The organism is Thiomicrorhabdus indica (genome assembly GCF_004293625.1).
Taxonomy (GTDB): Bacteria; Pseudomonadota; Gammaproteobacteria; order Thiomicrospirales; family Thiomicrospiraceae; genus Thiomicrorhabdus; species Thiomicrorhabdus indica.
In genome coordinates this window covers 1,825,465-1,849,769 of sequence record NZ_CP033040.1, presented here as the reverse complement: position 1 = coordinate 1,849,769, position 24,305 = coordinate 1,825,465, and the positions used below count along the sequence as shown (strand labels likewise).

At 39.8% G+C, this 24,305-nt stretch carries 35 protein-coding genes; 26 read left to right on the top strand and 9 right to left on the bottom strand.

Going from position 1 to position 24,305, the window contains the following annotated elements:
* Positions 1-29 precede the first annotated feature (29 nt).
* From D9T12_RS08115 to D9T12_RS08060, 12 genes are read left to right on the top strand one after another with little or no spacing between them, the layout of a single operon-like run.
* A complete protein-coding gene (locus tag D9T12_RS08115) occupies positions 30-398 on the top strand; it encodes an integrative conjugative element protein, RAQPRD family (protein ID WP_206199085.1) in 369 nt (122 codons plus the stop codon).
* 11 nt (positions 399-409) lie between these two features.
* Entirely contained in the window at positions 410-646 is a 237-nt protein-coding gene (locus D9T12_RS08110) for a hypothetical protein (protein ID WP_130537701.1), read from the top strand.
* Between the two features lie 40 nt (positions 647-686).
* Positions 687-1,088: a hypothetical protein gene (locus tag D9T12_RS08105; RefSeq protein WP_130537700.1), complete on the top strand. Its 402-nt coding sequence runs from the start codon at positions 687-689 to the stop codon at positions 1,086-1,088.
* On the top strand, positions 1,088-1,414 hold the full coding sequence (locus D9T12_RS08100) for a DUF3487 family protein (protein ID WP_130537699.1): 327 nt from the start codon (positions 1,088-1,090) through the stop codon (positions 1,412-1,414). The genes D9T12_RS08105 and D9T12_RS08100 overlap by 1 nt, the downstream gene beginning before the upstream one ends.
* Positions 1,414-2,133 (top strand): DUF2895 family protein, encoded by a 720-nt coding sequence (locus D9T12_RS08095; RefSeq protein WP_130537698.1) that lies wholly within the window; start codon positions 1,414-1,416, stop codon positions 2,131-2,133. Before D9T12_RS08100 ends, D9T12_RS08095 begins: the two co-directional genes overlap by 1 nt.
* Before the next feature lie 6 nt (positions 2,134-2,139).
* On the top strand, positions 2,140-2,988 hold the full coding sequence (locus tag D9T12_RS08090; protein WP_130537697.1) for a DUF3438 family protein: 849 nt from the start codon (positions 2,140-2,142) through the stop codon (positions 2,986-2,988).
* Positions 2,988-4,427, top strand: coding sequence for a TIGR03752 family integrating conjugative element protein (locus D9T12_RS08085; protein ID WP_130537696.1), 1,440 nt, complete (start codon positions 2,988-2,990; stop codon positions 4,425-4,427). Before D9T12_RS08090 ends, D9T12_RS08085 begins: the two co-directional genes overlap by 1 nt.
* The gene (locus D9T12_RS08080) at positions 4,387-4,752 is read left to right on the top strand and encodes a TIGR03751 family conjugal transfer lipoprotein (protein ID WP_130537695.1); all 366 of its coding nucleotides are present in this window, start codon (positions 4,387-4,389) and stop codon (positions 4,750-4,752) included. Before D9T12_RS08085 ends, D9T12_RS08080 begins: the two co-directional genes overlap by 41 nt.
* The gene (locus tag D9T12_RS08075) at positions 4,753-7,644 is read left to right on the top strand and encodes a conjugative transfer ATPase (RefSeq protein WP_130537694.1); all 2,892 of its coding nucleotides are present in this window, start codon (positions 4,753-4,755) and stop codon (positions 7,642-7,644) included.
* On the top strand, positions 7,634-8,089 hold the full coding sequence (locus tag D9T12_RS08070; protein ID WP_165395070.1) for a DUF1525 domain-containing protein: 456 nt from the start codon (positions 7,634-7,636) through the stop codon (positions 8,087-8,089). The genes D9T12_RS08075 and D9T12_RS08070 overlap by 11 nt, the downstream gene beginning before the upstream one ends.
* Positions 8,089-9,459 carry a hypothetical protein gene (locus tag D9T12_RS08065; protein ID WP_130537692.1) on the top strand — a complete coding sequence of 457 codons (1,371 nt, stop codon included), beginning with the start codon at positions 8,089-8,091 and terminating at the stop codon, positions 9,457-9,459. Before D9T12_RS08070 ends, D9T12_RS08065 begins: the two co-directional genes overlap by 1 nt.
* Entirely contained in the window at positions 9,459-11,150 is a 1,692-nt protein-coding gene (locus tag D9T12_RS08060; protein WP_130537691.1) for a conjugal transfer protein TraG N-terminal domain-containing protein, read from the top strand. Before D9T12_RS08065 ends, D9T12_RS08060 begins: the two co-directional genes overlap by 1 nt.
* Before the next feature lie 55 nt (positions 11,151-11,205).
* Here the strand turns inward: D9T12_RS08060 and D9T12_RS08055 are convergent, their stop codons facing one another.
* A complete protein-coding gene (locus D9T12_RS08055) occupies positions 11,206-11,460 on the bottom strand; it encodes a hypothetical protein (protein WP_130537690.1) in 255 nt (84 codons plus the stop codon).
* Positions 11,461-11,801: 341 nt separating this feature from the next.
* On the opposite strand from D9T12_RS08055, the gene parS reads away from it, so the two are divergent.
* Both parS and D9T12_RS08045 read left to right on the top strand, forming a co-directional pair.
* Positions 11,802-12,224 (top strand): type II RES/Xre toxin-antitoxin system antitoxin, encoded by a 423-nt coding sequence (gene parS / locus D9T12_RS08050; RefSeq protein ID WP_165395069.1) that lies wholly within the window; start codon positions 11,802-11,804, stop codon positions 12,222-12,224.
* A complete protein-coding gene (locus D9T12_RS08045) occupies positions 12,221-12,700 on the top strand; it encodes an RES family NAD+ phosphorylase (RefSeq protein ID WP_130537688.1) in 480 nt (159 codons plus the stop codon). Before parS ends, D9T12_RS08045 begins: the two co-directional genes overlap by 4 nt.
* Positions 12,701-12,778: 78 nt before the next feature.
* On the opposite strand, the gene D9T12_RS12425 is transcribed toward D9T12_RS08045, so the two are convergent.
* On the bottom strand, positions 12,779-12,928 hold the full coding sequence (locus tag D9T12_RS12425) for a hypothetical protein (RefSeq protein WP_165395068.1): 150 nt from the start codon (positions 12,926-12,928) through the stop codon (positions 12,779-12,781).
* Positions 12,929-13,287: 359 nt separating this feature from the next.
* On the opposite strand from D9T12_RS12425, the gene D9T12_RS12420 reads away from it, so the two are divergent.
* The 6 genes from D9T12_RS12420 to D9T12_RS08020 all read left to right on the top strand — a co-directional run bounded on the left by D9T12_RS12420 (position 13,288) and on the right by D9T12_RS08020 (position 16,519).
* Positions 13,288-13,443, top strand: coding sequence for a hypothetical protein (locus D9T12_RS12420; protein WP_165395067.1), 156 nt, complete (start codon positions 13,288-13,290; stop codon positions 13,441-13,443).
* A 105-nt stretch (positions 13,444-13,548) separates the two neighbouring features.
* Positions 13,549-13,962 carry a hypothetical protein gene (locus D9T12_RS08040; RefSeq protein ID WP_130537687.1) on the top strand — a complete coding sequence of 138 codons (414 nt, stop codon included), beginning with the start codon at positions 13,549-13,551 and terminating at the stop codon, positions 13,960-13,962.
* A gap of 407 nt (positions 13,963-14,369) precedes the next feature.
* Positions 14,370-14,930, top strand: coding sequence for a hypothetical protein (locus tag D9T12_RS08035; RefSeq protein WP_165395066.1), 561 nt, complete (start codon positions 14,370-14,372; stop codon positions 14,928-14,930).
* A 459-nt stretch (positions 14,931-15,389) separates the two neighbouring features.
* Positions 15,390-15,749, top strand: a complete 360-nt coding sequence (locus tag D9T12_RS08030) for a hypothetical protein (protein WP_130537685.1) — start codon at positions 15,390-15,392, stop codon at positions 15,747-15,749.
* Positions 15,750-15,793: 44 nt separating this feature from the next.
* Positions 15,794-16,018 carry a hypothetical protein gene (locus D9T12_RS08025; RefSeq protein ID WP_130537684.1) on the top strand — a complete coding sequence of 75 codons (225 nt, stop codon included), beginning with the start codon at positions 15,794-15,796 and terminating at the stop codon, positions 16,016-16,018.
* Positions 16,019-16,324: 306 nt separating this feature from the next.
* Positions 16,325-16,519, top strand: coding sequence for a hypothetical protein (locus D9T12_RS08020; protein ID WP_130537683.1), 195 nt, complete (start codon positions 16,325-16,327; stop codon positions 16,517-16,519).
* 162 nt (positions 16,520-16,681) lie between these two features.
* Here D9T12_RS08020 and D9T12_RS08015 read toward each other — a convergent pair whose 3' ends face one another.
* A complete protein-coding gene (locus D9T12_RS08015) occupies positions 16,682-16,897 on the bottom strand; it encodes a hypothetical protein (RefSeq protein ID WP_130537682.1) in 216 nt (71 codons plus the stop codon).
* 285 nt (positions 16,898-17,182) lie between these two features.
* On the opposite strand from D9T12_RS08015, the gene D9T12_RS08010 reads away from it, so the two are divergent.
* From D9T12_RS08010 to D9T12_RS07985, 6 genes are all read left to right on the top strand, one after another.
* Positions 17,183-17,722 carry a hypothetical protein gene (locus D9T12_RS08010; RefSeq protein ID WP_130537681.1) on the top strand — a complete coding sequence of 180 codons (540 nt, stop codon included), beginning with the start codon at positions 17,183-17,185 and terminating at the stop codon, positions 17,720-17,722.
* Between the two features lie 245 nt (positions 17,723-17,967).
* Complete coding sequence (locus D9T12_RS08005) at positions 17,968-18,663, top strand: hypothetical protein (protein ID WP_130537680.1); 696 nt, start codon at positions 17,968-17,970, stop codon at positions 18,661-18,663.
* The gene (locus D9T12_RS08000) at positions 18,653-18,931 is read left to right on the top strand and encodes a hypothetical protein (RefSeq protein WP_130537679.1); all 279 of its coding nucleotides are present in this window, start codon (positions 18,653-18,655) and stop codon (positions 18,929-18,931) included. The genes D9T12_RS08005 and D9T12_RS08000 overlap by 11 nt, the downstream gene beginning before the upstream one ends.
* A 256-nt stretch (positions 18,932-19,187) precedes the next feature.
* The gene (locus D9T12_RS07995) at positions 19,188-19,736 is read left to right on the top strand and encodes a recombinase family protein (protein WP_130537678.1); all 549 of its coding nucleotides are present in this window, start codon (positions 19,188-19,190) and stop codon (positions 19,734-19,736) included.
* A gap of 29 nt (positions 19,737-19,765) precedes the next feature.
* Positions 19,766-20,860, top strand: a complete 1,095-nt coding sequence (locus D9T12_RS07990) for an AAA family ATPase (protein ID WP_206199084.1) — start codon at positions 19,766-19,768, stop codon at positions 20,858-20,860.
* The gene (locus D9T12_RS07985) at positions 20,853-21,500 is read left to right on the top strand and encodes a DUF3226 domain-containing protein (protein WP_130537676.1); all 648 of its coding nucleotides are present in this window, start codon (positions 20,853-20,855) and stop codon (positions 21,498-21,500) included. Before D9T12_RS07990 ends, D9T12_RS07985 begins: the two co-directional genes overlap by 8 nt.
* 173 nt (positions 21,501-21,673) lie before the next feature.
* On the opposite strand, the gene D9T12_RS07980 is transcribed toward D9T12_RS07985, so the two are convergent.
* The 6 genes from D9T12_RS07980 to D9T12_RS07955 all read right to left on the bottom strand — a co-directional run bounded on the left by D9T12_RS07980 (position 21,674) and on the right by D9T12_RS07955 (position 24,235).
* Complete coding sequence (locus D9T12_RS07980) at positions 21,674-21,859, bottom strand: hypothetical protein (RefSeq protein ID WP_130537675.1); 186 nt, start codon at positions 21,857-21,859, stop codon at positions 21,674-21,676.
* 355 nt (positions 21,860-22,214) lie between these two features.
* Positions 22,215-22,826: a hypothetical protein gene (locus tag D9T12_RS07975; RefSeq protein WP_130537674.1), complete on the bottom strand. Its 612-nt coding sequence runs from the start codon at positions 22,824-22,826 to the stop codon at positions 22,215-22,217.
* Positions 22,827-22,932: 106 nt separating this feature from the next.
* Positions 22,933-23,334: a type II toxin-antitoxin system tRNA(fMet)-specific endonuclease VapC gene (vapC, locus tag D9T12_RS07970; protein ID WP_130537673.1), complete on the bottom strand. Its 402-nt coding sequence runs from the start codon at positions 23,332-23,334 to the stop codon at positions 22,933-22,935.
* Positions 23,327-23,569, bottom strand: coding sequence for a type II toxin-antitoxin system VapB family antitoxin (vapB, locus tag D9T12_RS07965; protein WP_130537672.1), 243 nt, complete (start codon positions 23,567-23,569; stop codon positions 23,327-23,329). Before vapB ends, vapC begins: the two co-directional genes overlap by 8 nt.
* Before the next feature lie 99 nt (positions 23,570-23,668).
* Positions 23,669-23,977, bottom strand: a complete 309-nt coding sequence (locus tag D9T12_RS07960) for a hypothetical protein (RefSeq protein WP_130537671.1) — start codon at positions 23,975-23,977, stop codon at positions 23,669-23,671.
* A gap of 15 nt (positions 23,978-23,992) precedes the next feature.
* On the bottom strand, positions 23,993-24,235 hold the full coding sequence (locus D9T12_RS07955; protein WP_130537670.1) for a hypothetical protein: 243 nt from the start codon (positions 24,233-24,235) through the stop codon (positions 23,993-23,995).
* Positions 24,236-24,305: the final 70 nt, after the last annotated feature.

The window sequence follows — 24,305 nt, the reverse complement described above, 5'->3', positions numbered from 1 at the left end:
TTTTAGTAAAAACGTATTTGAGGGAAATCATGGTGAAACGATGGGTTTTGTTTGCAGGGCTGTTTGTGGCATCAAATGGTGTGTTGGCCAACTCTGGTGTCATGGAAGAACGTTTGTCTCAGTCCTCCAAAAACGGGCTGCATCAAAATTATGAGTTAAGTGGCTTGGATTCTAGAGAGCGTGAAATATTACGGTCTTTAGCATCTTACTTACAGCAGGCCAACACGATTATCCACAAAGCACAAGCGCACCAGCGAGAAGAGCAACGTATTAAGTTTCGATACGACTGGCTAGAGCAGGATCTGCGAAAAATTGTGTATTCCATACAAGACCACTTAAATCAACCAGAGCGACAGCCTCGTGAGTTTGAGCCGGTTTCCGGTGATTATCGTCGTTAGAGGTGAATGCTATGGATTTTAGCGTTTTTGAAAGTGTTTCCGGTTCTCAGGCGGTTTTCTATGCAGCTTTTGGTGCGCTATTTGTAGGCATTATTTTATGGAGAATCGCCAGTAGTCTGAATGAGTCTTATAAGCGTATGAATGATGGGGACATCGAGATAGATGAATGGTTTGTATTTTTTATCAAGCTATTTGGTCTGTTTGCGTTTGTGGCGGCATTTTTAATAGCCGCTGGCTATTCTAATTAAATCTTTTTAGTCTATTTTTTATTGAATGAGGTGGATTCAAATGAATCAAAAAACAAAAAATGTAGTCAGTTCGATCATTGGGACAGGTGTTGCTCTACTGGGATTTTATACACCGGAAGTTTTAGCGGCTTTACCTGCCGCTCCGGATGTTCCGATTGGTGACATTGTTGGTACCGATGACAACGCTGATGATCTAGTCAAAAAAGTGATCGGCTGGCTGATGATATTTGCAGCAATTGGTGTTGGTCTTGGTGCAGCAGCATATTGGGGATGGGGGTTAGTCAGTGGTCTGAATAAGTTACAAGATGATGATAATTATAAGAACTACACAATTGGCAATTGGTTGCAGACGTTGATCGTTGGGCTTTTGACGGTTGCAATTGCTGGAGTCTTAGCTTACTACGTCTATAACTTCGGAAGCACACTGGCTGGTGGCAATTAATGCTGGTGTCGTTTACCGATGAAGAGCCGTCAATGATCGGCGGTGCTTCCATTTCAGAATTGATTATGTTGCTGAAATATTTCGTGCTAATTGATTTTGCTATTGGCGTGATTATCGCACTTCTGGTCGGTCATTTTGCCTTCTTGATTATCGGCTTTTTTACAGTTGTTGTGTCTTTCATCGCGGTCTGGATGACCGCATCGTGGTTAAGAAATCATAAACGTGGCAAGCCGAACGGATACTTTCTGCAATGGTTAGATTTGCAGGTTTCTAATTTGGGAATCCGAAAATCTCTTTTTATACGTCACAAGGGGCTTTGGTACTAATGAGTGGTTATGTTGATCAACAAAACAACGATAGATCCCATATCAACAGCCTCCGGGTGGTGATTGGTGTTTTGGTGCTTTTCTTGTCTTTGATGTTCATTATTGTGTTGATTTCGCTATCTGAACCTGAAAAGCAAAGAATCTCTTTGCCTCCGTCATTAAAGTACGGTGCAGAAGTAAGCACCGGAGAGATTTATTCCTGGGAAGTTTATAACTTTGCAGGATCTCTTTTTCAGCAACTGAATCTATGGCGAGACGATGCGAAGGAAGATTATCTGAATAACATCAAGTCTTACCGAGCGCTGATGACCAAACGCTACCTATCTTTCAAACTTGAAGATTATCAGGAACGACTAGAGAGACGAGAACTAGATCGAAGAGCAAGATCTGTAGTGCCGCTAGGTAGTTACTCAGTCAATGGTGACTGTGGAGCTTATGATGATAAATGTGTTCAAGATCTGGGAGGCGGTCGATGGAAAGTCTGGCTAGATGTTCGGATAAAAGAAGACCAGTTTAGTAAGAAAACCAACAAGCCTTACGAGATTAAAAATATGGCGTTGCGTATACCCGTTTTGGTAGTAGCTGAAGATGATGATCCACAGTACAACCCTTGGGGGTTGAAAATCGATCAAGAATTTACCGCTGAAATTCAACAGATTGATTTAGATGCCGAAAGACAAAAATGGTATGAGCAGAAAGAAGCTAAAAAGAATATGTAGGTTGATATGAAAATACTTTTAGGTCTGGTATTGATGTGTGTTTCACAGCTAATTGCTGCGGATGAACATGTTGTTTTTGAGGGAGAACCTATCACGGTCTCCGTCAGTGATGCATCGGAAAGACAGCTGGTTTTTCCCAAAGGAAGCGTCATCGTAACGGGTGTGACGTTATCTCAAAAGCGATCCTTTAAAACATTGAGTAGCGTTGATAATCGGGTGTTTGTCCAACTTGTTAATAGTGAAAACTCTGAAGATGTGGGTATTTCAGAATCCCTAAGAGTGTTATTCAAAGATAAGCTATCTGGTCAAAACTTTGTCGTCTATTTCCAGAAGGCCGACGAAGACCAGGTATTAGATAAAGTCGTCAACATTCACCTGCCAAAAAAGAATGCGGAGTCAATTTCTCAAGCACAAACACAATCAAACACTTCAAAAGTCAATAGCTATCCGTTTTTAACCAAATATGTATTTCAACAGGTCTACAGTCCGACAAGGCTGGTCAAAACTCACCCAAACATTCAAAGAGTCGGCGTAGAAGAACATCCTGTTAAAGATCTGTTTGGCTGTTATGAGGGTAATTTAGCGTGTGTGTCGATTGAGTCGAAGCCGCTGGTGTCATTTCGTACAGATAAGCTTTATGCCAGTGCGATACGAGTGCGGAATACCTCTTCGGAACCGATTGAGCTTGATACAAGAATGATTCAGAGAAATTCCAAAGAGTTATTAGCGGCAACCCTCATGCATCATCGTTTATTACCAGTAAGTCAGAAAGACAAAGCTGAAACTGTAATGGTGTTAATTCATAAAAGACCTTTACGAGAATTTTTTTATGAATACCAAGGAGGTATTCAGTAATGAAAGGTCGTAACCCATTAATTATTTTTCTCGTAATTGGCTTTGTATTGATTGGTGTCTTTGTTGTTTTTAGTTCTTCTGATGAGCAGCAAGTAGAAACAGTCGGTAAAGGGAAAATAAAAGTGCAAAACCCTGTTACTTCAAAAGTTGAGCCGGTAGATAACGATAAGCTGCCGCAGGAGTTTAAGAAAATCGTTATCGATATGCAAGATTTGCAATCAACGATTACAACGTTGAATGAGCAAGTTGCTAAGCTAAAAAATCCAACTCAACCACTTCAGAATCAAGTGGTTATTGAAGGGACGGAAGAGATAGAAGCGTTGGAAAAACCAGATGAAGATTTATTTCCTCTTCCAAATTTGCAACCGAGCCAATCCAGTGTAACCGCAACACCTTCGCCGTTAGGAGCAGAAGTCGATCAGTTGATGACTCCAGCAGCGGAATTATCGAAACTTTCTAAGCAATGGGATAAACAACCCCCTGTTTCACCTTTAGGTACCTCATTACAAGGTTCTGCGCAATCCGTGCAAGGTGAAATTTCTGGAGACGAAATTGTTTGGATTGAACCGATTGATTCAACGTTTCCTGTTGCAAAAAGACAAGCAGAAACCTCAAAAAAAGCATCCTCTTTTTTATCTGAAGTTGCTTCACCAGAAGTACCTGGTTTTTTGGATGAGGTGACTTCTAAAGCGATGGGAGAGGCAGGCTTAGAAGCCGCCAAAGAACCTAGATTTACAATCCCTGATGGATCAATCATAACAAACGCATTATCCGTAACCGCATTGGTCGGCCGGATTCCGATTGGCGGCAAAGTAACAGACCCGTGGCGTTTTAAAATCAGTACCGGCCGGAGCATTCTGATGCCAAACGATCATGAGCTAGAAGGTCTTGAGAAAACAATATTACAAGGCGATGCAATCGGTGATCTCAATTTGCGCTGCGTGAGCGGAAATATCGACACCATTACCTTTATTTTTAATGACGGACGCATTGTTACTCATAAATCAAAAGGAAATAAAAATAATTATTTAGGTTATATCAGTGACCGATACGCTAACCCGTGTTTATCGGGGGATTTGATTACTAATGCTCCGCAAGCCATGACACAGATGGGACTGTTAGGAATCGGTTCCGGCATGGCCTCAGCGATATCTGAAGCAGAAACTCAAACTAATACAATGTCTGACGGAACGGTTGTGAAGAGCGTGGTCGGTGATGAAATGAAATATGCAACCTACAGAGGTGTTGCTCAAGGTGTTGAGGATGTTCGTTCTTGGTTTTCACAGAGAATGGGACAGTTTTTTGATGTGATTTATGTCAAAGGTGGGCAGGTTGTGGATGTCCACATTACCGATGAAATTAAACTGGATTACGATCCAGTAGGGAGAAAAGTGGTTTATGAAACGGTTGATAATCATAACTCTGGCTACATGGATTAGCGTTAGTGGGTGTAGCACATCTTCACCGCTTAAAAAGATGTCACAAGACTCAAAGTCAACAGCAGAATTAATGAAGCAAGGGGTTCCTATGTCTTCTTGGGATGCAAAGCAAACTCCAAATAGAAAGATGGCAGATTTTAATTACAACGCTTATACGCGTGATGTGATGACTGAGACGAACATGTTGTTTCCTAAGCTTCCAAATCCGACGCTAGTAATGTATGTATTTCCTCATATGGCTGCCAGCGGTGTACCCGTCCCAGGTTACTCGACGGCGTTCAAATTATACGATTCTCCGCAGTACGCATTACCAGGAGAGCGATAGATGAAGTTTATTGATCGATTATTTGGATTAGGTGCCCCTAAAAACCTGATGAGTGAGAAGACACCGATTGCGGACTCAGATGTTGTTCGTTGGTCAGGAATTGGCAAGATTCCTTTTACAAATAAGCAGTGGAACAGCTTCATAACATCATCAGATGAGCAAAAAGCAGCACTGGAGAACAGGGAATCTTTTATTGATCTCATCCAGCCAAAAACAATTTTAGATAAAGAAGTCTTACTGAGAGATGGTTTATCCGTCGGAGCGGCTTTTGAGTTAATCCCTGTTGAATCAGATGGTCGCACAGCGGAGTTTATGGAAAACCTGCATCATAAAATTATGTCTGTACTATCCGACTCAATTCCAAAAGACAATCTAAGTCCTTGGGTTGTGCAGATTACTATGCAAGATGATGCGAATGTAAATGATTTTTCTAGCAAGTTTGATGTTTATGGTGATCCGAAGGCCGGTAATCAAGAGTTCCGAAAAGAATGGGTACGAGTGTTAAAAGAACACATGCAGGATGTATCGGATCCCAATGGGGTTTTTATTGACCAAATGGTATCTGGATCGAGCTGGTATGTGCGATATCGGAAAGTACGTCTGTACCTATGGCGAAAAGATCCAAAAGTGAAAAACGACCATGCTCCGGTTTTGCAGTCAGTAGTGGATTCAATGTTGAGTCGATTTAAAGCCGCTGGCATTCGTGTTAAACGACTGAGTGATGATCAGCTTTACCATTGGTTCAGTCATTTTCTTGTACCGACCGGATCCGAGTTGTTTGGTAAAGATTTTAATGATTATTTGAATGATCACGGCTATATGGAAAAGCCAGATCGACTTTCCCTCTCAGTGATTGGTGAGAGTACGTCTGATTTAGCTGAAGCTTCTCTTCATGGTACTCGTCCGTTTTCAGATGAAAAAGGGAATTGGTATTTTACAGGGAAAACCAAACGTTTTATTAGCGTGCAAGAAGTGTCTCAGTTACCGCAAATTGGACACATATCTGCTGAGCTGCTCAACGGGGATAAAAGATCAGCACTCTGGGATGCAATGCCCATTGGCTCAATCTGGTCTCAAGTGATTGTGTTTGTAACGAATGATGAAATTGAGTTAGAGATCGCTAAATTTCAAAAAGCAGTACTAGGTAAAGATGAGAAAACCGCTTATATGCGAGAGCGTATTTCAGATGCAAGACGCAAAATTGCTGAAGGCGACTCAATTGTGAAGTCTTTGATGGGGGTTTATGTAACAGCTGATGATACAAAAGATATGAAGTATAAATCTCGTTTAGTGACCACACTACTTGATTCAGCAGGTCTAAAGACCGTACCGGTCGAATATGACATTATTGCTCAAGATACGTTCATTCGTGCACTACCGTTTAATTACTCCTACAATCATGACAAAAAACCAGCAACGCAGAGAGCCAGAAAGTATTTTGTTTCTCAGTTAGCTAAGTTGGTGCCGTTTTACGGCCGGTCGAAGGGAACTGGAAACCCAGGCTTTTTGTTCTTTAATCGGGGCGGAGAGCCGTTCGCGTTTGACCCAATCAAAGACCGAGTTAAAAATGCATTTGCGCTGATTCTCGGACCGACTGGTTCGGGTAAATCGGCATTGCTGAACTATCTTATTGCACAATACGTTGCATTTTATAACGCTCAGTTTTTCATTATTGAAAAGGGTAAATCATTTTATCTGTTAGGGCAGTATCTACAGAAGTTCGGTGTCAAAGTGAACCAAATTGTTGTAACACCCAGTAGCCCGATATCACTTAATCCATTTAATAACGCCTGTTTTTTGAACGAAGTCAAGGATTCGGCCTTTACTCATGCTGGTCAGCTTTCAGAGGAGGAATTGATTAAGCTTGAAATGTCGCATGATCTATTTGAATCTGAAGAATCGTCTGAAGACGATATCGATGAGAGTCAGGATGATTCCCAACGAGATGAATTGGGTGAAATGGTTTTGGCAGCGATTACGATGATTACAGGAGGAGAGACTAAAGAGCTAGACATGATTCGCCGTCATGAACGTTTTGATGTTATGACGGCGATTGTGATTGCCGGACGAAAAACGCTCGATCGAGGTTATACCTTAACTGAAGATGTTGCCAACGCATTAGAGTCCATGTCGCTGGACACAGAGTCTTATTCTGAATCTCGTCGGGCAAGGATGCGTGAGTTTTCCGACAATTTAAAAATGTTTTGTACGGGTGTTCGCGGCAAATTCTTCAATCAAAAAGGAGAGTCTTGGCCAGAATCGGATGTCACAATTTTCGATATTGGAATGATGATCAATGAGGAATACAACGACATGCTCGGTGTCAGTATGGTGTCGATGCTCAATAAAGTCATTTCAATCGCTGAAGCAACTCAGTACGACAATCGTCCAATCATTGCACTAGCCGATGAAGGGCATATCACGACGACGAATCCGCTGATCGCCCCGATTGTTACCAACATGACCAAAATGGCTCGTAAGTTGGGTCTGTGGTTCTGGTTGGCCACTCAGAATTTATCGGATTTTAAAGACACTTCCCGAAAAATGCTATCCAACATGGAATGGTGGGTCACGATGTCAACCACACAAGATGAGGTTGAACAGATATCACGATTCAAGCAACTGAATAAAGACCAGATCTCAATGTTGCTAGCCGCACGTAAAGAACCTGGTAAATACACCGAAGGAGTCGTTTTATCAGACAACCTTTTATCACTGTTTCGTAACGTTCCACCGGCTTTAGTCATGGCATTAGCCCAGACAGAGGGGTCTGAAAAAGCGGAACGTAAAAAACTTATGGATCAGTATGGAATTTCAGAACTTGAAGCGGCTTACAGAATTGCAGATCAAATGCGCATTTCAAGAAAGGAGACGAAAGACCATGCAGCGTAATGTACTTGGGGTATTTGGGTTGAGTATGTGCTTAGGAATGTTTGGAGCAGCTTTTAGTACTCAAGTTGCTGGGGCAGTTTTGGAGAACGTGCATACCATTGAATTGTTTGTGAGTGCGAAGACCAAAGTTGTAGAGCTGGAGCAAAATCAGTATCCAAAAATTAAACAGGTTATCTATGTGGTTGATGGATTGGATGTCATCGAATATCAACTTAATCAGAAATTAAAAAATGTTAACAATGAGATCGATGCACAGAAGTTGATGCAACCCTATTTTGCGAATCAGGATTTTGTCACAAGCTTGCAAAAAGCACATTTAGCAAAGGTTCGTGCAAAACACTTTAAATTAAAACGCCTTCCAGCAGCTGTCATTAATGGTGAGCAAATCCATTATGGTATGACAGATCTCAATGTATTAATGCAGTCAATAGAGGATAACCAATAATGTTTGTTATGAAGAAATCAGTCATGTTGATTGTTATGTCATCTTTGGCCAGCGGCCAAGCAATGGCGTTGACGAACTCTCAAAAAACAGAACTTTATGAAAGCGAAGTGATGGATGTTGAGAAAAATTCAAAGTTTTACTACAACATTGGCGGAGCTAAACCACTGTATTATCCTGCGACAAATTACACCAATATGAATATGAGCGGCACCTTGAAGTTTGGTGCAGGTTACAGTTGTGGGAATTTTGATCCATTCGCTTCTATTGATTCGTTTTTAAGTAATCTTAATGCAGATAGCATCATGAATTACGCAGAATCGACCATCACCGGAATGGTTACGAGTCTGCCACTACTTTACATTCAACGAAATCATCCCGACATTTATCAATTACTGAAGACTAATATTTTTCGTGCTGAAGAAAAGTTGGGATTAGAGTTGAAGTCTTGTGAGCAAATTGAAGCTGAAATCGCAGATGGTAAAAATCCGTACAAAGACTGGGAATTGTTTTCGCAGGGCGGCAACTTAAAAGAGAAAACAAGTGGTAAAACGCCTACATCTGCAACTGAGGTTATGAAAGATGTTAAGCATCAGGGCGGTGATAAAGGCGTGTATTTACCTCAACCAGGAGAAGGTTTAGTGCGAATTGGCGGTAAGAACCAAAACCCGATTGACATGACAAAAATTGGTTCGGTGACTGGCTATAACTCAATGTTACAACGATCTCCAACGACTGATACGGCTCCAACAAGTCCGGAGCAGGTGTCAACAGAGCTGGTGGGAGCATTCTCATCACCAGATGCTCTTGAAGATTGGGTGAAAAGAACGATTGGCTATAAAGAAATTTACACAACTGATGAGCCAAAATCTGAACCGGCCGCATCCGCAGGTAAAGGTCTAATTGTTCTGGCATCACTCAATCAAAAAAACGTGCGAGAGGACTTAGCTGAAGCCTTGAATACGATTGATAGCCCAGATTTGGCAAAGAAACTGGAGAAACTGTCATCGAGAGGCATGTTAATTACTGAAGATTTGGCCAACCGTATTAATAAAAGTGGTGCAAAACCTTTAATTGTTGATGCTTTGGCCGCAGAGATTGCTTTGAATAAAGAAATTGATAAAGGTTTAATGGCTAGACGTGCCTTAATCACTGCATTAAGTGATAAAAACATCGCTTCATCTGAAGTAGCAAGCAAAGCGATTGAAAGTGATATCACTAAAATTGAAAAAGAGATTGATCGAGCTATGTTTGAGTATCGTTTGCGCAAAGAGCTGGTAAGTGATTTGGTAAATACCGTTTATGAGTCTTTCAAAACGACTCCGGTTATATCTACCATTGAAGAAACTCAAAGCGTCACGGAGGGGCGTTGATGTTTTCAGATAACTATTTTGAAGTCATCTTAACTGCCGTTGCTTGGAGTTGGTACGGAAAAATCAGCTACATGATTTATTCATTGAATCTGCATCTGTTACCTTTGGCAATTATCATGCTGAAAAACTGGTATGAAACAAAGTCATCGATGGAAACAGGCATCGCTTCAGAAGTTGAGTTACGACGTAACTTCTTTGATCTTGGATCCGCTATGTTGGTGGTGTTACTTTTTTGGATGCCTAGCCAATATACGAAGTTTGATCCTGCGGTGCACATCCAACAAATTTCGGAACAAAGTCGCAGTCCGGAAAATGCGAATGTTTTTACATCGGCAGCACAGAATATGGGTGTAGACTCCAGTGCCGCAGTTGCGGTACCGCCTGGCTGGTATGCATTGCTGTATGGCATGAAGGGCGTGATGAATCAACTCAAAGAGTGGACGGGGTATTTGCCGAACGGTACGGCCATGCTTAATGTTTATAACAATCTCGACATCAAAGATGCGGCGATTCGTTCAGAGTCTGATATGTTTTTTTCCAGTTGTTACATTCCGGCTCTCAAACGTTATCAGAATGCTAACCGGCCGGTACCGCCCATTGATCCGGCGGATTTGAATTATATCGGCAACGATGTCTTTGTGAATACGCCAGGTTTCTATCAAGCCTGTACGCAAGCTCAAACGGATGATGGCAGTTGTTTCGGTCCGGTACTCTCGATGCCATTGAAATTTGCGGAACAGGCCGGTATTCAAACAGAGTTTTCGATAATGGAAAATGGTGCTCCGGTCATCGATCGGTATGGACGACCACTTAGAAAGCTTTCTACTCCGAGCTGTAAGCAATGGTGGAATGCATCCTATGATAATCACTATATGGGAGGTTCAGTCCCTTCAAATGATTTTGATGGGTTACGTCAGAAATTATATGAACAAGCGGCGTATTCATCCATGTCGCTTCATTCAACAAGTGCTATGAATGAGATGGATTGGTTTAAAGGACAGGATTATGCGGCTTATTTAGGCTGGGCTTCAGATCAGCTGGGTTTAACCGATGAAGAAACCAAAGATAATCTCGTAAAACGTATGTTGCAACTAGATGCACCGTCCTATTTAATCAATCAGAATGATGACACGCCAGTCGCTGCGGATGGTATTAAAGGATGGGCACAGAAAGCATATGACTGGACACAAGAATTATTTGGAGGATTTGGAGCGGCATACCAATCGATGGTGTTAGGCGCAATGCATGAAGTGCTACGTCCAGGATTGGAAATGTTACAGGCCGGTATGCTATTTGGCATGATTTTGTTTTCGTCAATTAGTTTACCAATTGCATTGTTTAGCTTAGAGGCAGTCATTAAACATGGCATGATGCTTTTGGGCATCCTGATGTTGCCATTGCTATGGCATTTAGCAGATGTGATGAATGAAGGATTGGTTAAAGTGTTCTATCCCAATGCGAGTATTTTGGCCGATATGAAGGTCTCCGGAGAGTCCTTTATCTTTATGATTTTCTTATTGGGGCTTTATATTTTGTTACCCATCATGTTTACTAGGATGATGACCGCAGCTGGTTATGATGCAGGTATAAAATTCAATGATTTTGCAGGAGACTTTAAGGATGCAGGTAGCAAAGGTGCTGGCATGGGAGCAAGTGCGGCTAATAAAGGTAAAAAATTAGGTAAGAAATAACAATGAGGAGTAAGAAATGGGACTTGTCTTTGAAGTCCCATTTTTCATTTGAGAGTTAATACGATCCATCTTTCTCGTATTCATCACGATAGATATTACCGGGAGTACTTATTATGTCATCTATATCTCTGCTATACAGCTTTTCAGCTTCAGTCTTTTTAGGTTCTTCCGGTACCATTTCTTGCGCATAAGAAGCCATTTTCATAAACCCTTCAGCAATAATCCAAAGTGCCATACCAATAAACTTGGCAAAAGCCCAAATAAGGTGTCCAAAGGCTTTGGTAATGTTGAGTAATTTATGAGTCGTCATGATTGGTTTTCCTTGCGTTTTCGCATTGCTTGTTGATTAGTTTAGAGAGCTTGTAGCGTGCTTGTCAACGGGTCTTTTTTCACTTTTTTCACTGTTTCCGACCAAGGGATAGAGCGATCCTAGCGGACGCTCTATCCCTTTTTTTTAAATTTTGCAGAATTTTTTTTCAAACTGTGTCAATTGTGTTGTTTCTCTCTCTCAGCCCTTCGTGCTTTTAGTTTGAGTCAGTTCTTGTAGTTTCCCTTAACTGGTTCAGACTTATTTGACTAATGAATAAGTTGAGTCAATCAAAAGAAGATTGTATCATTTGTTACATATAAATGTTTTATTTGGAGGTTTGCATGGAAGGTTTTGGGGACAGCTCTATTTGGTCTGTTGCAGGCATTCCTCGTGGTGGCGTAAGTTTGTTAAATGAAGTCGAACGAGGTTTTAAACATGGGACGGTTAAGCGAGTCGCAGAGTATTCCGGTGTTTCTCAGCAATTGCTTATAGAGAGTTTAGGATTGAATCGTTCAACCTATAGCAGACGTGCAAAAGCTGGCAGACTCAATCAGGATGAAAGTGATAAGTTGTATCGGTTTACTGAGGTGTTATCCAACACCATTGAGTTATTTGAAGGCGATAAGGTAGCAGCAAAGAATTGGCTGCAATCACCAGTAAAAGGGTTGGGGGAACGTGCTCCGATTGACATGATTAAAACGCAATCGGGTTCAGAGATGGTGTTGCAACTCATAGAGCGGCTTGAAGAAGGTGTGTTCTCTTGAGTTTGGTCAAGGCATACCGAATCGTCAAAACAAAACGTTCTCACAACGCCTTTAATGGGCAAGGTGCTAAGATGAATGGCGGACGCTGGAACAGTCCAGGGCAAGCTTGTGTTTATTTGGCGAATTCTCCCTCATTGGCTCAACTGGAGATGCTGGTTAATCTCAATAAAGAAGCATTGATGCTTGCCTACACTTTATTTGAAATCGGTATCCCGACTGACAGCATAGATAAATTGAGCTACGAACAACTTCCTGAGAACTGGGAGGAATCGCCAGCCCCTGTTGAGTTGGCAGACATAGGGGATCAATGGTTGAAAGATGCGAATTCAGCGTTAGCTTTAGCGATTCCTAGCGTAGTCAGTCCATACAACATTGAGACAAACTATTTATTGAATCCAAACCACTCTCTATTTTCTGAAGTAGTTGGAACGGCCAAAGCATTCGACTTGCGATTTGATCAACGCTTTAAAAGTTAACTGGTTTAAAAATAGATCAGTAGTGTTTTCTTAGCGAAGGTAGAAAATCGTCCAACTTTAATCGTTTGGGATTTTGAGCTAAACTGATGGGGTATTTTGATGTTTAACATCAAGCCCTTGCTGAGTTCGCTCAGTACCCTTAAAGAGGCTAAAACTTGTAAAAAGATTAGCGCCTTTAGACAGGACAAAGACTTCAATTCCTGTCAGCCGATTATCGGTTGAAGTCATTTTTATCAACCCTATGGGATGCCATTCCCATAGGGTCGGTGTATCCCATATTTATTATGGAGGTACACCGTGAAGACGGTTTTACTGATCTGGCTAATCAGCATTGTTGTTTGGCCGATTTTGACATATTTGTATGTCTTTTTAACCAGCTTATATCGAAATATTGTAGGTTTTCCAAAAAGTTCAATAAGGCAGTTGGCATATGATATTGGAGTAGGCTTAATTACGTCAGGCTCTCTTGGTGCTTTGTTGGGAATTAACTATTCCTCTTTGCCAATAGAGATATCTGTCCGTCTACTATTAAGTGTTATGTTTATTGTTGTCGGATGCGTTTTAATTTTAAAAAAAGGAAGTGATTTATGACATGGAGTTTAGCAATCACAACGGCTTTTGCCTTGCTTGTTGGTTTGGGGTTGTTTGCGTTTGGTATGCATCTGCATAAAATCGCTGACGAGAAAGAACGCCAAGAGAAAGAATTTGAAAAAACTTTTTCAAACTCAGAAAACCACGGCTAACCAGTTTAGCTGTTTTAAATAATTTCATTTTTTGATTAACCCACTGGGGATGTAGATTCCCTGTGGGGAGTGATACATCCCTTTTTTAAAATTTGGAGATGTATTATGTTTCAAGTAATGTTAACCACGGCTGCTGTCGTAGCAGTTGTAGAACTGACAGGTTCATTTGTTCTGCCGATTTTTTTATTGGTAGTGGTTTTTCTGGCGAGTCTTTTAAAAGGCGAGCCTTCAGAGCAAAACCAAAATGAACAAAATCAAAGCGGTGAGACAAAGAGAAATCCGGTTGAATGCATTGAGTTGTTTAGCCAGCCTACCCAAGCTCAGATTAAGTTTCTGGAGTTTTTGGGGCTTGTCTCGATCACAGAGGAGAAGACAGTTTGGGTCAAATCCTCAAGACTAAAAAGATCCGTTAAGGTTTATCAGGCTAGGAAACCAACGACGGATTCAGAGTTCAAAGTTGCTGTTCTACAAAGAATAGGCTACAAATCTGAATCAAATCATCAATGGGTTCTATCTTAAATTTAACTCGGCATATGCCGAGTTTTTTGTTTATATATGGCCGAAAAATAATCTTGAGAATTTTGGGTTGGTGCAACTATTTGGGGTGTCAAATTCCATACGGCTTACTTCTTATCAGATGTTTATTATTTAAAGTGTTTGGATTTTTGGCCAGAAACAGGAGCTGTTGTGTCAGTTTTCTGTGTAAGGGTTTTGTAAGGGCATAAGGGTGGCGGTCGAGGGCGACCGCGCAATGGGGTAAGATTAAGAGAATGGTGCAAAGGGAAAGGGTCTAAAGGAAGGGCGGGCTTAATGGGTAAGCCCTTATCCGGTAAGGGTACACCGTATCGACGGTGCATCTCTCCCAGCTCCCTCCGGTCGCTAAGGGCACTGCCTTGCGGCAGTTAGATATAAAGGCTTCTAAATATATGTATGACTATGAAAAAGAATTTAGGGAAGCTGTAGAAAGAACGCTGCGGCTTGGGTTAACCACTCCCGAAATTGAATATGAAGAAGGGCTTTTGTTAGATGATGATTTTCATCTTGATGAGGTCAAAGAAAAGATTAGTAAAGAATTTGCTCGACATTCAGTAGACGATTTGGCGGCACAATGCATTAATTTGCATCTTATGCTTGAAGGCTTTATGCAAGATGCTGGGCAAAATTGCTTTTACACTATTGGATATGTTGTAACTCCTGACCAAGAATTTTTCCGGTTTACCGAGGAAGACCTGCAAGCCGATCTTGCTAGTGGGAAAAGATCTGAGAAATTTTCAATTAATCTTCACACATGGATTACATTACCAACTATGGAAGTGATCGATGTGTCTTTACTCACTTCATTTTCCAAGTTTTATGACAATCCAGATTATGCAGGTCGTGTCATTGCCAGACACCCAAGTAATCTTGTTAATGGGGTGGAATTTTACCCTATGATTGTTGGGACAGAGTTTTTAGACCGGCTTGGGCTGCCGATTCACTTTATGTAAGTGGCGAGTAAGTACACTGTATAGCCGGTACCTCTCTTCCGACTCCCAGTAGTCGCTACTGGTACAATGATAGTTAGTACTTCTACTTTTTAAGATGTTCTAAAAATGCTTGATTCAACTTTATTTGCATTGGGTAGTGTTGAGTTTTCGCTGTCTAATATTTGGATATTACCTATTGTTATTGCGATTCCTCCACTCTTTATTTACTACTGGATTTTGAGAATTGACAGTTGTGGTTTTAGATGTCAGATATGTGGTGCAGTTTTAAGTGCAAAAAGATTAGAAAAAAAGCCCTTCAAGAAACGTCAGTGTCGGTGCAATAAGTGTGGTTCAATCTATAACTCAAATTAACTGGTGCAGTAATTCCAAGTTCATAAATCTTGCACTTGGAATCAAGTCAATAAACGCAATTCTTTGTTACATTCTCTTTCATACCGAGTCAACAGAAAGAGAAAGCTAATGAAATGTAAAATTTTTCATGAATACGATATTGGAGATTTGTCAGTCATAGTCGAGGGCAATGAAAATCCTGTTGAAATAGCGGTTTATATCCAATTTAAAGCTGAGGAATTCTTTTCACCATCTGTCATTTTGTCAAATTCTCTAATTGCAAAAACCTTGGTTGAGTTTTTTGATTTTAAGATTGTTAATGACTCTAAAGGATTCGACGAATGCATTGATATGTATGAAGAGCGCGAGTCTCGAACAGGAAGTTGGTACATCAATAAAGTTGAGAATCAGGAGCTAATACAAGACAAACTACTAAAGAAATTTTTAACACCTTTCTATAGAGATGGGATTGATGAAATGGGATTTTAAACAATGAAGCAGAGTTACCCTTGGTCAAAAAATATGGTGCAGCAATGGGTAAAGAGCAAGAGTTACTAGAAGAGTTTGATCTGGATATGAGAGAGCTTGAAATGTGTAGTGATTATATTGCCGAAGAAAAAGGGTTTACTCTCAGGTGCAAACTGGGTTTGTGGTCAGTGTATGGCACTGAAACAATTCAGGTAATTAACGATGCAATGGCTTTTTTTGAAAAACACAAGGCCGCAGGCGATTACCAAGATTTTCTTGGCAGTGCCTAGTTTGACTAATGAATAGAAAAGTTAGTCACATACACTGTGTTGATTTTTCTAGCTTTGAGCCAGTTTTTGACTAGAAAGTCTGTCTCAGTCAAGTAAATAGTCAGTTCTACGGATTCTGGTGCAGCCAAAAAAAATGGTTTATCATAAAGGTTGTTTCGATGATTTATCATCAAGCCTTTGCTGAGTTAGCTCAGTACCTTTAAACGCTTATCCGCGTTGTAAAACTAGGATGTCCTTAACCCAATGGGAATACATTTCCCATTGGGTTCTGTGTTCTCGTTGGATTTTTATTTCAAGGAGAGCGCTGTGATTAAATTTAATACTGAAGCCCTGCAAGATGATCTTAGAAAGCTAGGTGTCATACTTGTTAGTGGTGGACTTGCTTCACTGGTATTAGATACGCCGACTGCAACAACTCAAGACGCTTTTATAGCAATTGCTATAGGTGTTGTAGTTTATCTGGTTGGTTTTATATCTAAGAATAACAAGGAGGGTAGCTAATGACTATCGCATCTTGGGCAATTATTGGTGTTGGTGTCTTTTTTATCGGATTGTATTTTTTCGCTGTATGGTGGAATGATAGAGTAGATAAAATGAACAATAGAAACTAACTAATACCCTCTTGTCCCGATCATTTGATCGGGTTTTTTGTTTTGGCCAAAATCAATAAAATTGTTCTCGAACAAAATCTGTTACTGCTTCTCGTCGATGATTTATAGCTTCATTATTAATTGTTATTTTGTTTGCTTTATAAAATTGGACGGCTTCCTGGATCTCAATTGATGAAACTTTGCGTTCCAATCGATCTAGGCCGCAGCCGACGATTGAGCCAATTTCACTTCCATATTGTTCAGTTAATAAATCTCTGTAAAAACTCATTGCCCCTCCAGATTTGACGTTAGATTTAAAAAAAGTGGAATTTATTTAAAAAATACATTCTAGCAATGAATTTCAAAAAATCACTGTTAAACATCTAGTTCTGATAGAATTTCGGCGTTCATCACTCTTTTAGTGAAACCTTTGCTAACTTCGGTTAGCGCCCTTAGCAGCGCTTCAGATCCAATGGCTGCGACCAACTCTTAGTTGGCGGATCTAATTTAACCCTTTGGGATACTTATTGTCCTGAAGGGGTGGTAGCTATCTCAGTTTTTCGGAGATACAACCATGTTCTTACTTTATATTAATCATGTAAATGGCGCAGCTTCCAACGGTGCTTATTCAACTCTTGAAGAAATTAACGGCGTTTTGGCCGATTGTGGTTTTTCTGAGGCTGAGATAAAACGAACTTCAGTTTTAGAGAATATAGCTAAATCTGCTTTATCGAATATCACCGTTGAAAATGGGTCTGAGTGGGCTGTCATTACCAAATCCCAGGATTTGGTTAAGCCTGTAAAGTCTGTTGATCCGGTAACAGTTTGTTACCTGGTTAAAGGTGCTGTTGAAAGTGAAGGTCTTGCGAGAGCAGTTGAGTTGTCGGCAGAGGGGCAACTTGAGTTTCTTGCGGTAGTTTCTGATCTGGCAAGCCATGTTGATGATTTCTATAATTCGGTGGCTGATGAAGTTGATTACGTTTTTGCTTATGACCTTGTTGAGCCTTTTGGTGATTGGGTTGCGTGGTATGTTTCTGATCAGGGGTACTTCCCTGTGAAAAATACCATGAATAGCAAGTTAAGACGCTTACATAATAAAGCTATCAATCTTTAATCTACCCAACCGGCGCTTGCGCTGGTTGGATCCCAAACAAATCGGTATAACAACTTTAAAAAGTAGATATACCGATTTGTTTGATCTGCTTAGATCTTCAAACCCTTGCTAAGTTCGCTTAGCGCCCTTAGTGGCCGCCACGGATCGTTTGGCCACAACCGGTTTACCGGCCGATCTATTTTTAACCTTCGGGGTACATGTTGCCCCGAAGGGTGCAGCGTATCCCTAGTTTTTGGAGATATGTTATGTCTTTTTTTAATGATGTTTTTGGTATTGCTAGCCTTGATGAATGGGTGGTTGAAAAAGCATACTCGGATTGGGATGAAACCCATGAAGATGAGTTACCTTGCGATGTTTTGCAAAATATGGGTATTCGCCCAGAAGATTTAAGTACCAACGCGTTTTTGCATTTTTTTATGATGTCTTCTCTTTCTGCTCTCTCTGAAAGATTTGCTAAAAAAGCAGATGAGATTGATTTGCACATTGCTCTTAATCCGTTTGATGAGATTTCGGTATTTATCAATTCAATCGACTCTCATTATGACCTTGAAAAAAAGGCGGTGTACCTTGGTTTGAAAAAACCTGGCGATATATCGGATATTGGAGCAGATGACTTGGTGAGCCGCGCTATTATTTGGCAAGTAGCCGAGCGTGTCAAAGCCGATTACAGTCTTGTTGTCGGTGGTTCTGTGAGCATTGATGTTGCTGATTCTTCGTCAGTGGTTGCAGCGGTGCATGAAATCTCCAAAGTGTTTGATCCAGACTTAGCCTTAGAAGATTTGATGCAATCGTTTGATCCTGATTTGGATTGGTACGAATATCCACAGTCTGTAATGGAATGTGTCGGTGATCGGATCTCGTTGCTAAATGGTGAGCTAATTTCAGGTTGTTGGTGTGAGGAAACTCTACCATCAATTCTAGGAGGTTCCCATGCGCAATAAAATCAATCTAATTGTTATGCCGGTCAATGGGATTACCTGTGTGCATTTTTGCAAGCACATTCAGTTTGGTACTGAAATTGATGCTAATGAGTTGGTGGATCTTTGGATTCCAATCGATACCGGCCGACTTTTTGAATCGATTGAGCAAATTTTATTCGTTAATAAAATTGCCCATAATTTGGTTTCTTTAAATGAAGTCCGGACGTGCGGACTCAGTAAAGACTATGAAGCTGTTTTTAATGTTCTTGAGAAAGGTGTAGCAGCATAAAAACAATATTAAGATTAAATCCACACCCGGCAATTAGCCGGGTTTTTTATTGTGGCCTGAGTCTCAAAAACGTATGTTTTTGAAACATTTTATTAAGCCTTGATTTCATTAAGTAATCAAGGCTTTTTTTGTTTCAAAATTAGTGTCATAATCAAAGTACCATAAACGGTTGAAATCTTTATTTTGGAACAAACATTTTATTTAAATGCATTTTGTCTGAAAAAATTACAACACTCAAAGTGTGATAGGTTTACTTATGAAAATCGGCTACGCTAGGGTTAGTACATCCAGCCAGGATACAAGTTTGCAGATCGATGCGCTGAAAGTTCATGGCTGTGAACAGATTTATGAAGAAACTGGTTCAGGTTCAAAATCAGATCGACCGGAGCTTGTGGCAGTATTAAAAGCACTGCGTTCCGGTGATCAATTGGTCGTATGGAAGCTTGACCGGCTAAGCCGGTCGCTTAAAGATCTCATATCAATTGTGGCAGATTTGGAGGGTCGAGGGGTTCAGTTTGTATCGCTGACTGATGGTATCGATACAACAACGTCTACTGGTAAGTTGGTGTTTCATGTTTTTGGTGCACTGGCTGAATTTGAGCGTAACATTATTTCAGAGCGAACCAAGGCAGGATTGGATGCTGCGAGATCCAGAGGCCGCAAAGGTGGCCGCAAACCAAAGTTGACACAAAAGCAAGTGGCAATGGCCAAAGCGATTATGAATAACCCTGAGCGAACGCAAACAGCTGAAGAAGTTGCTGAACAGTTTGGTGTATCCAGAACAACACTATTTAGATATCTATAAGTGCTCTTTGAAAGGAGCGTGAGGAAATTATGAACACATTGGTTAAAAATGTCGTTATTGAGAACTTTAAAGGATTCGAGTCTTTAAAAGTATCGAATTTGAAGAGAGTGAACCTGATAGGCGGTAAAAACAATATCGGTAAAACTGCATTCATGGAAGCTTTAAGATGGAACTTGAGCAGTGTCGATTCGGGTGATGTTGCCTATGGTTTTGTTCAACTTTTAAGGTCAAGGCAAAGGTTTGGTGATAGAGGTAGTAATTCTGAATATGAGATTGATCTTTTTCACCAAGATAAGAAGTCTTTAAAAATTGCTATTGATAATAATCATCTGGAAATTCAGGATTTGGATGATATCGTAAGTGTCATAGATAAAAATAGCCGAGAAATCAGGTTCCTTAATTCAAAAGAATTTGAATTGTTCAGTATTGATGAGGATTTGGATGACATTTCTCATGAGCCAGGCATGAAGTTTTCTCTCAATGCAGACCATAGAATTTATCCATTAGATTCCGTCATGCGACGAACGGCATTCAGAAGACGGTATGAATCATCTAAAAACAGGAATATAAATTTCATATCTTCTGCTACAACAGATGAGCAAGAAATTGCCGTTCTATATGGGCATTTAATTAATCTAAATAGAGAGATGTATCTAAATCAGTCATTGTCCTTGTTTGATGAACAGATATTAGCCATGAAGCAAGTGGTTACTGATAGAAATACGGTAGTTTTAAAGCTTCAAGTTAAAAGCCAAGAGAAACCTATCTTGCTTTCATCGCTAGGTGAAGGGGTTAATCGATATATTGCTATTCTCTGTGGCATTTGGGCTAGTCGTGATGGTTATTTATTTATCGATGAAATCGAAAATGGTATTCACTTTACTAACTATCCTAAGCTTTGGAAGATTGTCTTTGAAGCTTCAAAGCTGGCAAACTGTCAATTGTTTATAAGCACTCACTCTAAGGAGTGCTTAGAAAAGTTTAATGAAGCTAACGTTGAAGATGAAGGTGTCTATCTTGAGTTTTATAGGAACAAAAAAACTCAGTTGATTGAGACACGAGAAAGGAGCTATGAGCAACTAAATTACGCATTAAATCACAATGGGAGGCTAAGAGGTGAGTAGTCTCATTATTGTTGAAAGTGATAATGACAAATATTTTTTGCTTAGATTAATGAATGAATTAGGCATTGAAGCAGATATTAATCCTCCAATTTGCGATTCTACCGATTTTAAATGTTTATCTGGGCTTGGAAATCTGGATCAAGCAATAAATGAAATACGCTGGGATGAATACGACAAAATTGGCATCATGGTCGATGCAGATAGTGTGGGTATCGAACAACGCTTACAGTTGGTTCAAGAATCATTAGTTCGCTGTGGTGTAAAGAATCCACCAGAGGCTGCTAATCAATTAAGTGCTTGTGCCGAGAAAAATGTTGAAATTGCTATTTGCGTGTTAAATGTAAATGGAGTTGGCGAGCTTGAAACTTTACTGAAAGAGATAAAATCAGAAAACTCAATTCATGCAGATTGTTTAGAAGCTTGGAAAGAGTGCTTAAATAATGAAGGCATTAAGATAAGTCAAAAAGAATTTGATAAATTCTGGATAAGTCAATATCTTCGATATGATACTTGTACGTCTGAAGAGAGAAAGCAGGCAGGCAGAAAGTGCAATTATGAATCAGGAATTAATAAGGATATATGGAACCTTGCCGACTCTAGAGTAGATCATTTAAGAGGTTTTTTAAATCTTTTGTCTTAAATTAATTGTAGGTGTGACAAAAAACCCAGCAAATTGCTGGGCGTAGAGTAAGTTATTATTGGTGTTTCTGGTTGTGTTTATGCTTATGATGCAAAGCAATTGCCAGAGCACCAAAAGCGATGATAAACACTGTGGAAAAGCCAATTACATGGACGAGTGTATACGCTGTCATGTTAATCTCCTGTATTGATTGAAAGTATAGCATACGTCGTTGCTAATAGTACCAGGACAGCTAAGCAAGTAATTGCAACGATGATCCAGTCGTTCTTCAAAAGGGCTGGATAACCGAATGCGCCAAATTGACCAAAGGCTGTAATTTCTACAGTTCTAGCCAAAAATGTTTTCTGCTCTTGATTCAATGGCGTACCTCCAAAAGTTAAATTTGAGATACACCGTTACCCTATGGGATTGATATATCCCATAGGGTTGATAAAAATGACTTCACCGAAGATCGGTTGACAGGAATCGAAGTCGTTGACCTGTCTAAAGGCACCTGCTTATTTCACAACGTCAGGCCACGTTTAAGGGTACTGAGAGCACTCAGCAAAGGCTTCGTTCAGACTGGAACGACGCAGTTTTCACTCTTTATCTTAGCGTGTAGTATATTTATTGACAACTGGCATAAAAAAACCGCGACAAGCGCGGTTTGTTGGGTAATTTGTGATAAATCATTAAAATTACATTCAATTGTTTAGCAAATTTGATGATTTATGCTCACTTATATTTGTCTCTACTTTTTGCTCGAATGTATTCGTTGCGATACATCAGATAATTTAGCTGATGAAGTCCCGTCAAAACCTTAGTGGCTTCATTTTCTAAAAAATCATTGTTTTGGCTTATTGGCCAAAGAGCTCCCAATTGTCCGATATCAACGATGCCCATTTCATGTTCAGTTAATAACACATAATTTCGCATGAGATTAAATATGCTCGACTTGCTCGACTTTAAATCAAAATTAACTTTGTTACTAACCACAGCATTTTCAGAAAATTTAAAACTGTCGATAGAATCATCTAATTCAGCCAGAATTGCCCAGTATTTCGGCTTCATTGTTTTTAGCAGACTTGCATCATATATGTTCGACTCAATATAAAACTTTCCTTGAAAGATCCCAATACTATATTCGTGCTGTTGTTTTTCAGAGAGAGCATATAATGATATGCCGTCTGGTAAAGCTGACCACTTGTAGCTCCATTGATCTCTTATTTTTGCTTCTTTGGCCAAGCATGTAAAAAGTTGCCTTAATTGCATGGTAGCATCTTCTTTTTGCTCTGCAATAAGAAGCATCACTGCATTATTAAAATAGGTTTCTTTTTCATCATCCATTTATAGAAATTCCTTTAAGAAAACGCTTACTTTCTCAACTAATTAATAATCCATAAAAAATTTTATTGTAAGTAGAAATTTACCGTGCCTTGAGTAAATTATGAAATCAACAAATCCAGTTTTGAAACCTTAAACCATCGACACGCTCAAATTCTTTTAAGTTATTGCTAACGAGGATAGCGCCAAGACTCCTTGCATGGCCAGCTATATGCAAATCATTTACACCAATCGTTTTACCTTTGTTTTCTAGATCTGCACGAATTTCACCGTAATGCGCCGCTGCTTTATCGTCATAGTCTATGACATCTAATCGACTGCAAAAGTCTTCAACTGCTTTTAAATTTCTTGCTACATGTTGACTTTTTTCAACACCATGCAAAAGTTCAGCAAGAGTAATAGAAGAAATTGCCATATGGCCAGCTGCATCATTAAACTTCTGAAGAACCTCTATAGGTCTACGTTTGATGACATAAATGCAAATATTGGTGTCCAGTAAATACTTAATCATCGAATGACTCTCTTAAAGCTTCTGTTTGCTCAGCACGTTCATCCAAAAAGTCATCAGAAGCCGTATTTTCTGGATTTAAAAAGAAACTGTCCCATGTGTTTTCTATTGGACTAATAATCCGCTCTTGGCCAATTGCACGGACAACCACTTTTTTTACTGAACGAGGAAAGCGAACAGGAACAGGAAGACGAATGGCTTGTGTTTTATTATTTTCGAAAACGGTCGCATTAATCATAGTTAATACCTTTTATAGAAACTATATACATTAAGTATATAGTAAGAAGAAGGTTGAGCACAATTTTTAGTCATTCCACGCACTACTCAAGATAGGCATTCAATTTTTAGAAAACCTTCTGCGAGAATCAAAAAACTTTTGGCCAAGAACTTCTTTAGCGATTGATTCAATTTTACTCATTGGAACACCATGACGATTAGATGCAGAACGCTTAGCTTTGGCCAAAGTAGTTTTCAGTTCAACGATCATGTAGATGGCCATAAAACTGGCATGCTTTAAATCTTTATCCTTGATATGTAAACCATTTAATTTTCGCTTCCAATTAATTTTTTTCGCCTTGGAATTTTTAGTAGCTTTTGGAGTTTTGTCTTGCTTTGAAAAATCGAAATTTTCTTGAATTAAATTCATACCATTTTCCTTTGATCAGACTTCTGTACTTCCGATCCAGGAACGACCAAGGAACGCATCAGCACCATTTTTAGTTAAACCATTTCGATAAAGTCTTTCTGACTGTTGCCAAAGTAGTTCTGTTGTCCATCCAAATATTGGATTTTTAACCTCGCAAATCAAATTTCCATCTAGGTCAAATACTCTTAGGTTTTCATTCTTTACTGGTGTCAAAATATCCTCTTCACCTGATTTTACGTTAGTCACAATTTTCAACATTTCACACCTCGTTCTAAATCACACAGGTTATGGGGCTGGGCGTTAGCCCAGATAGGCCGAAGGCCGTAGA